At 72.4% G+C, this 11123-nt stretch carries 8 protein-coding genes; 4 read left to right on the top strand and 4 right to left on the bottom strand.

The genetic code is table 11. From position 1 onward, the window contains the following. Positions 1-331: 331 nt before the first annotated feature. Both WH07_RS16845 and WH07_RS16840 read right to left on the bottom strand, forming a co-directional pair. The gene (locus WH07_RS16845; RefSeq protein WP_046500746.1) at positions 332-1846 is read right to left on the bottom strand and encodes a hypothetical protein; all 1515 of its coding nucleotides are present in this window, start codon (positions 1844-1846) and stop codon (positions 332-334) included. Positions 1847-2028: 182 nt separating this feature from the next. Continuing rightward, a complete protein-coding gene (locus WH07_RS16840; protein ID WP_046500744.1) occupies positions 2029-2745 on the bottom strand; it encodes a GntR family transcriptional regulator in 717 nt (238 codons plus the stop codon). A gap of 156 nt (positions 2746-2901) precedes the next feature. On the opposite strand from WH07_RS16840, the gene WH07_RS16835 reads away from it, so the two are divergent. The 4 genes from WH07_RS16835 to WH07_RS16820 are packed head-to-tail and all read left to right on the top strand — an operon-like array spanning position 2902 to position 6470. Further along, positions 2902-4179, top strand: coding sequence for an MFS transporter (locus WH07_RS16835; RefSeq protein ID WP_046500743.1), 1278 nt, complete (start codon positions 2902-2904; stop codon positions 4177-4179). A 34-nt stretch (positions 4180-4213) separates the two neighbouring features. Beyond that, positions 4214-4978 (top strand): LamB/YcsF family protein, encoded by a 765-nt coding sequence (locus WH07_RS16830; protein ID WP_046500742.1) that lies wholly within the window; start codon positions 4214-4216, stop codon positions 4976-4978. After that, positions 4975-5607: a 5-oxoprolinase subunit PxpB gene (gene pxpB / locus WH07_RS16825; protein WP_046500741.1), complete on the top strand. Its 633-nt coding sequence runs from the start codon at positions 4975-4977 to the stop codon at positions 5605-5607. Before WH07_RS16830 ends, pxpB begins: the two co-directional genes overlap by 4 nt. After that, positions 5604-6470, top strand: coding sequence for a 5-oxoprolinase subunit C family protein (locus WH07_RS16820; RefSeq protein WP_046500740.1), 867 nt, complete (start codon positions 5604-5606; stop codon positions 6468-6470). The genes pxpB and WH07_RS16820 overlap by 4 nt, the downstream gene beginning before the upstream one ends. 48 nt (positions 6471-6518) lie before the next feature. Here WH07_RS16820 and WH07_RS16815 read toward each other — a convergent pair whose 3' ends face one another. Both WH07_RS16815 and WH07_RS37635 read right to left on the bottom strand, forming a co-directional pair. Continuing rightward, entirely contained in the window at positions 6519-10178 is a 3660-nt protein-coding gene (locus WH07_RS16815; protein WP_046500739.1) for a hydantoinase B/oxoprolinase family protein, read from the bottom strand. Continuing rightward, positions 10175-11092 (bottom strand): SGNH/GDSL hydrolase family protein, encoded by a 918-nt coding sequence (locus WH07_RS37635; RefSeq protein ID WP_046500750.1) that lies wholly within the window; start codon positions 11090-11092, stop codon positions 10175-10177. The genes WH07_RS16815 and WH07_RS37635 overlap by 4 nt, the downstream gene beginning before the upstream one ends. Between the last annotated feature and the right edge of the window lie 31 nt (positions 11093-11123).

The raw sequence follows: 11123 nt of genomic DNA, 5'->3' as shown, positions 1-11123 counted from the left end.
GTGAGGGGGGTGGGGACGGCGGGCGCGACGCCGGTATCGCTACCGGTGCCCGTGCCTTTGGGGTGCTGCTCACTCACGGGGTGCGGGCTCCTGTGTCTGTGGGGGGCTACCGGGAGCGCCCGGTGGCCGCTTCGTCCTCAATCGCCGGACGGGCTTGATTCTGCCCCCCGGCACCGGGGTCACCGGTTCCGTCCTCAATCGCCGGACGGGCTGGAAATGCCCCCCGGCACCGGCACCCGGCACCACCCGCCGGACCCCGCGCCGCAGGCGCGCCTCGCACTCCGGTGCCGGCCGCCCCGGCGCCGGGGACCCGTCCCGTCCGGCCACACACCTACGCCACCCCCAACCGTGCCACGCCCACTATCAGGTCCGCCCCGCCGAACTCCGGGTCCTCCAGCGGCGTCCCGTCGTCCACCGCGAACAGCAGGCGTTCCTCGCCCTGACGGTGCGCCGTGCCCACCGGGGGGCTCGCCGCGTGGATGGCCAGGAGCGCCACCAGGTACGGAAGTTCGGGGTCGGAGCGGCGGGCGTCCGACAGGAGGCCGGAGAGGCGGCGCGGGGCGTCGTGCTCCAGGTCGAGCAGGGCCTTCGCGTTCGCGAGCTGCTCCTCGCTGAAGCGGCTGTCGTCCGGGGTCGCGATCAGGTCCGGCTCCGGCATCTCCGCGCCGAGGTGCTCCCGTTCCAGCGGCGGTGTGAGCAGCAGGTCGATCAGATCGCCGACCCGCACGGACGCGGGCGTGCGCAGCCCGGTGCCCCGGGCGAAGAACGCGTCCGTCACGCGCGTCGCCCGCTCGACCGGCAGCGGCAGCAGTGGTGCGACGAGCTGCCCGTACAGGTCGAGGCCGGTATGGGCCGTGGGCCGTGCGAAGGCCTGCCGGTCCTGTTCGGCGCGGAAGAGCGGGCCTGCCTCCAGCAGCCGGGACTGGAGCTGGGTGTGCCGGCGGATGCAGTCCTTGACGATGTCGACCAGCTCGGCGGCGCGCCGCTTGTGCTCCGCCGTCCTGGGGTCGGCGCCGGTCTCGGCCTCGTCGCGCGCCTTGCGGATATTGGTCAGGATCGCGTTCTCGTGGCGGTAGCGGTCGGCGACATGGTTCAGCGCCTCGTCGATCAGGTCGGGTACGGAGTTGAGCCAGTCGACCGCCCGTACATTGCGCCGGGTCGCCTCCAGCGTGCGGCGGAGGGTCTCCGCGTACTGCACGGTGCGGTAGCGCGCCTGCTCCGCGGCGAGCTGCGCGTCGGCGAGCCTGCCTCTGTTGATCAGCACCTCCAGCTTGACCTCGGCGGCGATCTGCGCGCTGGTGACATCCGTGTCGAGCGCGCCGACCAGCACATTGACCGCCTCGTCGGTCGTACGGAGATACACGCTGCCGCCGTGGCCCGGGACTTCCTCGATGAGCTTGAAGTCGTAGTCCCTGCGGGTGTAGACGCCGTCGGTGCCGAAGGTGCCGTAGACCGCGCGGAATCCGCGGTCCACGCTGCCGACATTGATCAGGTTCTCCAGCACCCAGCGCGCCACCCGCTCGTGTTCGGCGGCCGGACGGCCCGGTGCCTGGGCGGCGATACGGGGCAGGAGCCTGCCCACTATCTGCTCGTGGTCGGCGCCGGTGTCGAAGTCCATGTTCAGAGTGACCAGATCGATCGCGGCGAGCGCGACCTCCGCCATGCCGTATATCGCGTACTCGCCCGCGAGATTGGCCTTGCGGGTGTCCAGGTCGTGCAGCGGCGCGGTGCACGCGAGCGCGCGCAGCCGCCGCGCGAGCCCCTCGTCGGCGGCCGGGCCCTGCGCGGGCCGCGGCCCCGCGCTGAGCTGGGGCGGAACGGAGTCCGTCGAGGCGTGCGAAGTCACGTGGCACAGATTAGGTCCTCGCACTGACATCGGTCGAAACGGTGCGGAAGCGACCGTGCCCCGGGATGCCGTAACCGGCCACGCGTACCGGCCATGCCTCCGCCACGGCCCCCCGGCCCCCGGCGTACCGGCCGCGCACACCGATCGCACGCACCGATCGCACGCACCGATCGCGCGGAGCGTCAGCCGGACTCCGTCCCGTCCTCCGCCACCAGCCCCGCGTACACCGCCACCAGCCGTTCGCGCGAGTCGTCCAGATACGCCGCCAGCATCCGCTCCGTACCGTCCCTGTCCCCCGACTTGAGCGACTCCAGGAGCTGCCGGTTCCGTACGAGATACGGCTCGTGCAGGCCCCGCGGATCGTCCACCACGTGGAAGGCGAGCCGCAGTTCCGCCAGGACCCCGCGCATCAGTTCGTCGGTGCGCGCGCTGCCCGCCAGCGCGACCAGTTCGCGGTGGAAGTGGATGTTCGCCGTCGAGACGCCCTTCCAGATCTCCTCGCGTGCCGCCTGTTCGCCCTCCGAGACCGCCTTCTCCAGTCCGTCCACCGGGAACGGCGGCCCGTCCAGCCCCCGTACCACCGCGCACTCGATCAGCCGGCGGGTGCGGTAGATGTCCTCGACGTCCTCGACCGCGAGCACCCGGACGAAGACCCCCCGGTTGAGTTCATGGACCAGCAGCCGCTCGTGCGTGAGCAGCCGGAACGCCTCGCGCAAGGTGTTGCGCGAGACGGCCAGGGCCTTGGCGATGGCGTCCTCGGACAGCTTCTCCCCCGGCGGGAAGTAGCCCTCCGCGATCCGGGTCCGCAGGATGTCCGCGACCCGCTCCGCCGTGCTCGTACGGCCCAGCAGCGGGCGGTCGTCCGCCAGTTCGCCGAGTTCGGTCCCGCTCGTCCCCACAGCGCTCTCTCCCTGAGTCCGTCCGGTCTGGCCCCCGTCCTGGACTCATCGTAGAAGCAAGAACGAAACAACATGAGCCTTGTCGGATCGTTGAACAATCCCCTACGGTGAAAACGGCTCACGGTCCCAGCACACTCACCCTCCTGCGAGGTGCAGATGAGCACGACCCAAGCACGTCTGGACAAGGACGAACTCCCCGACGACACCGGTGCGTCAGCGTGGCTGCGGGCACTGGGACCGCAGGGGCGCCGCGCGTTCGCGGGCGCGTTCGGCGGCTACGGCCTGGACTCCTACGACTTCTTCACCCTGCCGCTGAGCATGGTGGCGATCGCCGCCTACTTCGGTCTCGACAGCGGCCAGACCGGACTTCTCACCACCGTCACGCTCGTGGTCTCCGCGGTGGGCGGCGCGGTCGCCGGGGTGCTCGCCGACCGGATCGGCCGGGTGCAGGCCCTGATGATCACGGTGATCACCTACGCGGTCTTCACGGTGCTCTGCGGTTTCGCGCCCAACTACGAGACCCTGCTGGTCTTCCGCGCACTTCAGGGCCTGGGCTTCGGCGGCGAGTGGGCCGTCGGCGCGATCCTGGTCGCCGAGTACGCGTCCGGCAAGCACCGCGGCCGTACGCTCGGCGCCGTCCAGAGCGCCTGGGCGGCCGGCTGGGCACTCGCCGTCGTCGTCTACACCCTGGTGTTCCAGTTCCTGGACGCGGACACCGCCTGGCGGGTGATGTTCTGGACGGGCGCGCTGCCCGCGCTGCTGATCGTGTACGTACGCCGGAACGTCAGCGACGCCCCGGCGGCGGCCGAACAGCGCAGGACCAGCGCGGAGAAGGGCTCGTTCGGCGCCATCTTCCGCGGCGACCTGCTCCGTACGACCTTCTTCGCGACCCTGCTGTCCACCGGTGTCCAGGGCGGCTATTACACGCTCGCCACCTGGGTGCCGACCTATCTGAAGTCCGACCGGGGCCTCACGGTCATCGGTACCGGCGGCTATCTCACCTTCCTGATCACCGGCGCCTTCACGGGCTATCTGACCGGGGGTTATCTCACCGACCGGCTCGGCAGGAAGAAGAACGTGGCGATCTTCGCGGTGCTCTCCGGGCTCGCGATCCTCGCCTACGTCAATCTCCCGGCCGCGGCGGACGGCTGGCTGCTGGTTCTCGGATTCCCGCTCGGGTTCTGCATGTCGGCCATTTTCAGTGGCTTCGGCTCGTTCCTCAGCGAGCTGTATCCGACGGCGGTACGCGGTACGGGCCAGGGGTTCACGTACAACACGGGCCGGGCCGTGGGCGCGGTCTTCCCCACCGTGGTGGGTTTTCTGGCCACGAGCTGGGGGGTCGGCGGCGCGCTGGTCTTCGGCGCCGTCGGTTACGGTCTCGCCGTGGTCGCGCTGCTCGGTCTGCCCGAAACGCGCGGGCGCGAGCTGCTCTGACGAAACCGACTGGATCCGATCGGAAGGTGGCTTCATGACCTGGGCGTCCATCGATCTCAACGCCGACCTCGGCGAGGGCTTCGGCCGCTGGCGGCTGACCGAGGACGAGGCGCTGCTCTCCGTCGTCACCAGCGCCAATGTGGCCTGCGGGTTCCACGCCGGCGACCCCGCGACCATGCGGCGGGTGTGCGACTGGGCGGTGGAGCGCGGCGTACGGATCGGCGCCCAGGTCTCGTACCGCGATCTGGCGGGGTTCGGCCGCCGGTCCATGGAGGTGCCGACGGACGAGCTGGCCGCCGAAGTCGCCTACCAGATCGGCGCGCTGGAGGTGTTCGCGAAGGCGGCGGGTGCCCGGGTCTCCTATGTCAAACCGCATGGCGCGCTCTACAACCGGGTCGTACGCGACGAGGAGCAGGCCGAGGCCGTCGTCGAGGGCATCATGCTCAGCGGTGAGCGGCTGCCGGTGCTCGGACTGCCGGGCTCCCGGCTGCACGAGCACGCGGAGAAGGCCGGACTGCCCGTCGTCACCGAGGCGTTCGCCGACCGGGCGTACACCCCGGAGGGCACGCTGGTGCCGCGCGGGCAGGACGGCGCTGTGATCACGGACGCCTCGGCCGTGGTCGAACGGTCCGTCTCCATGGCCCGGTTCGGGGTGGTGACCTCGCGGTGCGGGCAGTCCGTCGCGGTCCGGGCCCGGTCGCTGTGTGTGCACGGCGACACCCCGGGCGCGGTCGGTCTGGCCCGGCGGGTGCGCGGCCAGCTGGAGGCCTCCGGCGTCCGGGTGGAGGCGTTCGTATGAGGGCGCTGCCGGTCGGCGAACGGGCGCTGCTGGTCGAACTGGCCGATGGCGAGGCGACAGAGGCGTTCCACGCGGAACTGCTGCGCCGCCGCGCCGAGGGCACCCTGCCGCCGGTCGGCGAGATAGTGCCCGCGGCCCGTACCGTCCTGCTCGACGGTCTTGACGATCCGGCCGGCTTCGCGGCGGGGCTCGACGGCTGGCGGAGCCGGGCACCGCTCGGGCGCGCGGAGGAGACCGTCGCGCTGCCGGTCCGGTACGACGGTCCCGATCTGGCGGATGTGGCGGCGCTGTGGGGGGTGCGGGAGGACGACGTCGTACGGATCCACTCGGCGGCCGAATTCCGCGTCGCCTTCTGCGGGTTCGCGCCCGGTTTCGGCTATCTGACCGGGCTCGGGGAGCGGTATTCCGTACCGCGCAGGGCCACTCCGCGTACGGCCGTGCCCGCGGGCTCCGTCGGGCTGGCGGGACCGTACACCGGGGTGTATCCGCGCTCCTCGCCAGGCGGCTGGCAGCTCATCGGGACGACGGACACGGTCCTCTGGGACCCGGAGCGCGCGCCCGCCGCGCTGCTCACGCCGGGGACCCGGGTCAGGTTCGTGCCGGTGGACGACGGTATGGCCGCCTCGTGACGGACCGGGCCTTCGGGGTCGTCCGCGCCGGGGCGCTGACCACGGTGCAGGATCTGGGCCGGTACGGGCATGCCCATCTGGGCGTACCGCGCTCGGGAGCGCTCGATCCGCCCGCACTGCGGCTGGCCAACCGGCTGGTGGGCAATCCCGCGGGCGCCGCGGCGCTGGAGACGACGGTCACCGGATGCGCGGTACGGCCGCGCCGCCCGGCCGTCGTGGCGGTGACCGGCGCGCCGTGCACGGTGTCCGTGGACGGGCGGCCGGTGGCCTGGGGCGCTGCCGTACGGGTCCCCGCGGGCGCGGTCCTCGATATCGGCCCCGCCGTCCACGGTCTCCGCGCCTATGTGGCGTTCGGCGGCGGGATCGCGGTGGAACCGGTGCTGGGCAGCCGGTCCACGGATCTGCTGTCGGGCCTCGGACCCGCGCCGCTGCGGGACGGCGAGGCCGTACCACTGGGTCCGCCGGCGGGCCGGGCGGCACCGGTGGACTGGACGCCCGTTCCGTCGCCGCCGGCCGAACTGGTCCTGCGGATACGGCTCGGCCCCCGCGACGACTGGTTCGGCGCCGGCGCCCTGCGCACCCTGGCCACCCGCGGCTACCGGGTGTCGTCCGCGAGCAACCGCATCGGGCTGCGCACCGAGGGCCCGCCGCTGGAACGCGCCGTACCGGACGAACTGCCCAGCGAGGGCATGGTGACCGGGGCGGTGCAGGTCCCTCCGGACGGGCGTCCCGTGGTGTTCCTCGCCGACCATCCGACCACCGGCGGCTATCCGGTGGTCGCGGTCGTCCTGGAGCGGGACCTCCCGGCGGCGGCGCAGGCGGCGCCCGGCACGCCCGTACGGTTCGTTCCCGTACGGCGCTGAAGCGGGCACGGGCGACAGCACTCCCACCGGGCTGCGCGGCCCGGACAGTTACGAGGGAGCCGTGCCGTAACCGCCGCCGCCCGGTGTCCTCATGACCAGTACGTCCCCGGGGCCGACCTCCGCCGAGTCCACGCCCCGCAGCGGGGTGACGGTGCCGTCGGCGTGCTCCACCTCGTCGGCGCCGAGCGCGCCCGGGCCGCCGCCGGCCATGCCGTACGGGGGGATCCTGCGGTGGCCGGTCAGCAGTGCGACCGTCATGGGCTCCAGGAAACGGATCCGGCGGACGACGCCGTCGCCGCCGTGCCACCGGCCCGGCCCGGCGCTGCCGTCCCGTACGGCGAAGGCGTCGACCCGTACCGGATAGCGCCATTCCAGCACCTCGGGGTCGGTGAGCCGGGAGTTGGTCATATGGGTCTGTACGGCGTCGGCGCCGTCGAACCCGTCGCCCGCGCCGGAACCGCCGGCCACGGTCTCGTAGTACTGCACCCGGTCATTGCCGAAGGTGAGGTTGTTCATCGTGCCCGAGCCCTCGGCCTGCACGCGCAGGGCCGCGTAGAGCGCGCCGGTGACGGCCTGCGAGGTCTCCACATTGCCCGCGACGGTCGCCGCCGGGTAGGCGGGCGCCAGCATCGAGCCGTCCGGCACGCGGACCTCCAGCGGTTCGAGACAGCCGCTGTTGAGCGGGATGTCGTCGGCCACGAGCGTCCTGAAGACATAGAGCACGGCGGCCATCACCACCGATGTGGGCGCGTTGAAATTGCCCGGGAGCTGCGGGGAGGTGCCCGTGAAGTCGAGGACGGCGCTCCTGGCCGCGCGGTCGACGCGCAGCGCGACCTCGATCACCGCGCCGCCGTCGGTCTCGTAGCGGTACGAGCCGTCGTCCAAGTCGGCGAGGATCCGGCGTACGGACTCCTCGGCGTTGCGCCGTACATGTCCCATATAGGCCTGGACGACCGGCAGGGAGAACTGGTCGACCATACGGGCCAGTTCGGCGATGCCCTTCTCGTTCGCGGCGATCTGGGCCCGCAGGTCGGCGAGGTTGGTGTCGGGGTCGCGGGACGGATACCGCGCGGTGGTGAGCAGACGCCTGGTCTCGGCCTCGCGGAACCGGCCGTCCCTGACGAGCAGCCAGTTGTCGAAGAGGACGCCCTCCTCGTGCACGGTCCTGCTGAAGGCGGGCATGGAGCCGGGGTTGATGCCGCCGATCTCGGCGTGGTGGCCGCGTGAGGCCACCAGGAAGTCCAGCCGCTCACCGGCCGTGTCGAAGACCGGCGTCACAACGGTCACGTCGGGCAGATGGGTGCCGCCGTGGTACGGGTCGTTGATGGCGTACACATCGCCCGGCCGCAGGGTGCCCTCGTTGCGCCGCAGGACTTCTTTGATCGACTCGCCCATGGAGCCCAGGTGGACGGGGATGTGGGGCGCGTTGGAGATGAGGTTGCCCTCGGCGTCGAAGAGGGCGCAGGAGAAGTCGAGCCGCTCCTTGATGTTGACGGAATGGGCGGTGTTCTCCAGGCGTACGCCCATCTGCTCGGCGATCGCCATGAAGAGGTTGTTGAACACCTCAAGCAGCACGGGATCCACATCCGTGCCGACGGCGGTCCGCGAGGGGCGCGGCCGTACGCGTGTGAGCAGCAGATGTCCGTACTCGCCGGCGGTCGCCCGCCAGCCGGGCTCGACCACGGTCGTGGCGTCGGCCTCGACGATCACGGCGGGGCCGGTCACGGTGTCGGAGGGACGCAGATCGTCCCTGCGGTGGAGCGGGGTGTCGTGGACACGGCCTTCGCTGAACATCCTTACGGAGGCGAACGGTTCCACGCCAGCGATCGGTTCCGCGTCGGCCATGGGTTCCGCGTCGGCGATCGGTTCGGTCCGTTCCGGCCGGCCGTCGGAGCGCCGGGGGGTGTACGGAGCGGACGGCCCCGAAGTCCCCACGGCCTCCACCGATACGGCCTCCACGACCAGCGGCTTGTCCATCGTGAAGGCATAGCGCGCACGGTGCTGGTCCTCGAACGCCCCGGCCATGGCCGCCACCCCGTCCAGCGCGACCGGCAGACTCGCGTCCGTACCCGCGTACCGCAGCAGCACCCGCGCGCGCGTGCTGATCGCCGCGTCGGGGACGGAGTCGGCGCGCAGTTCGGCGCGGGTGCGCGCGACGAGCGAGCCGCACAGCTCGCGCACCCGGCGCAGCGTCTCCTCGGTCAACTCGGCCTCGACGGACTGTTCACGCATGGCGGTGGCGTCGGCGAGGCCGATGCCGTACGCGGAGAGGACCCCGGCGAGCGGCGGCACGATCACGGTGTCCACCCCGAGCGCGTCGGCGACCGCGCAGGCGTGCTGTCCGCCGGCGCCGCCGAAGCTGGTGAGTGCGTAGCGGGTGATGTCGCGGCCGCGCTGCACGGAGATCTTCTTGACGGCGTTCGCCATGTTCAGGACGGCGATCTCCAGATAGCCGGCCGCGACCTCCTCGGGGGTACGGGCGACACCGGTGGCCTTCCGGACCTCCTCGGCGCGCTCCTCGAAGCGCCGTCGTACCACCTCGGTGTCCAGGGGCTGGTCTCCGTGCGGGCCGAACACGGCCGGGAAGTGGGCGGGCTGGACACGGCCGAGCATCACATTGGCGTCGGTGACGGTGAGCGGGCCGCCGCGCCGGTAGCAGGCCGGGCCCGGCTCGGCCCCCGCGGAGTCGGGTCCCACACGGTAGCGCTGGCCGTCGAAGTGCAGGACGGAGCCGCCGCCCGCCGCGACGGTGTGGATGTTCATCATGGGGGCGCGCATCCGGACCCCGGCGACCTGGGTGCCGAGCTCCCGCTCGAACTCGCCCGCGTAGTGCGAGACATCGGTGGAGGTGCCGCCCATGTCGAAGCCGATGACCCGCTCGAAGCCCGCCTGCCGTGCCGTACGGGCCATGCCGACGACTCCGCCGGCCGGGCCCGAGAGGACGGCGTCCTTGCCGCGGAAGTGGGCGGCTTCCCGCAGGCCGCCGTTGGACTGCATGAACATCAGCCGGATTCCGCGCAGTTCCTGGGCGACCTCGTCGACATAGCGGCGCAGGATCGGGGAGAGATAGGCGTCCACGACGGTGGTGTCGCCGCGCGGCACCAGCTTGATCAGCGGGCTGACCTCGTGCGAGCAGCTCACCTGCGTGAATCCCGCGACGCGCGCGGCCTCGGCGACGGCGCTCTCGTGCGCGGGGTGGCGGTAGCCGTGCATCAGGACGACGGCGGCGCTGCGGAAGCCGTCACGGTGGGCCTCGCGGAGCCGCTCGGTGACGGTGCCGGTGTCGAGGGGCCGTACGGTCGCGCCGTGCGCGTCGACCCGCTCGGGGACCTCGACGACTCGGTCGTACACCGCTTCGGGGAGCACGATCCTGCGGTCGAACAGCCGGGGCCGGTTCTGGTACGCGATCCGCAGGGCGTCCCGGAAGCCCTCGGTGATGAGGAGGACGGTCGGCTCACCACGTCTCTCAAGGAGCGCGTTCGTGGCGACGGTCGTCCCCATCTTCACGAGGGCGATCCGGTCGGACGGGACCGGGTCCCGCGGACCGAGACCGAGCAGCAGCCGGATACCGGCGACCGCCGCGTCCCGGTACCGCTCGGGGTGGTGCGAGAGCAGCTTCCTGGTGACCAGCTCTCCGTCGGGGCGCCTGCCCACCACATCGGTGAAGGTGCCGCCCCGGTCGATCCAGAATTCCCAGCGCCCGGTCATTCCCCCATTCTCGCAAGCGGGACACCTGGCGACAGCGGTGCGAGCGGTGCGGAGAGCGGGGACAGGGTGGCGAGGGCCCGGGAGAGGGCCTGTTCGGCGTGGGCGTCGAGACGGGCGCTGGTGCCGCGGGCCCAGTGCCGTACCTCGTCGCCCGCGAGCCGCAGCAGCTCCGGCAGGAGGTCCTGGCAGCGGCGCGCCACCCAGCCGGCCCCCTTGGTGGCGAGCCACAACATGACGGCGGCGCGGCTGGGCGGGGCCTGGTCGGCCTCCAGGGACGGCGGAGGGCCGATGGCGAGACCGCGCGCGGCGAGCGGTGCGTGGAAACGCGCGGCGATCATGCGGTGGCCGCGTTCTCCGGGGTGCAGCCGGTCGGCGCTCCACAGCGACCGGTCGCCGACCCAGGCGGCGTCGGCCATATGGAGATGGATCGTGTCGTAGCGGGCGGCCAGGGCGTGCACGACGGCGTTGAGCGCGCGCTGGCGGCGGGCGAGGGGACGGGCGAGCGGCAGAGGCAGTCCGAGCATGCTCCCGGGGTCGGGCAGACAGGTGGTCAGCAGGACGGCGCCGCGGGCGGCGAGGGCCGCGCAGGCGCGGTCGAGGCGCTGGGCTATGTCCTGGATGTCGAAGGCGCAGCGGAGCGTGTCATTGACGCCGACGACGACGGAGGCGATGTCGGGGCCGAAGTCGAGGACCGCGGGGACCTGCTCCTCCTCGACATCGCGGGTCAGGGCGCCGCTGACGGCGAAGTTGTGGAACCGTACGGGGCTCTCGCCCCCGGCCCCGGCCGCCCGGGCGGGCCCGAGCGCTCCACCGAGCAACGCGGCCCACCCGCGCCACCCGCCGTCGACGGGGTCACCGACGCCGGAGGTGAGCGAGTCCCCCAACGCGGCGAACCGCAGAGCGCGCGGCGACATGACCAGCCCCTTGCCCCGCCGCTGCTCGGCC

It is taken from the genome of Streptomyces odonnellii (genome assembly GCF_000981895.1).
Taxonomy (GTDB): domain Bacteria; phylum Actinomycetota; class Actinomycetes; order Streptomycetales; family Streptomycetaceae; genus Streptomyces; species Streptomyces odonnellii.
This window is presented reverse-complemented; position numbering and strand designations above follow the sequence as displayed.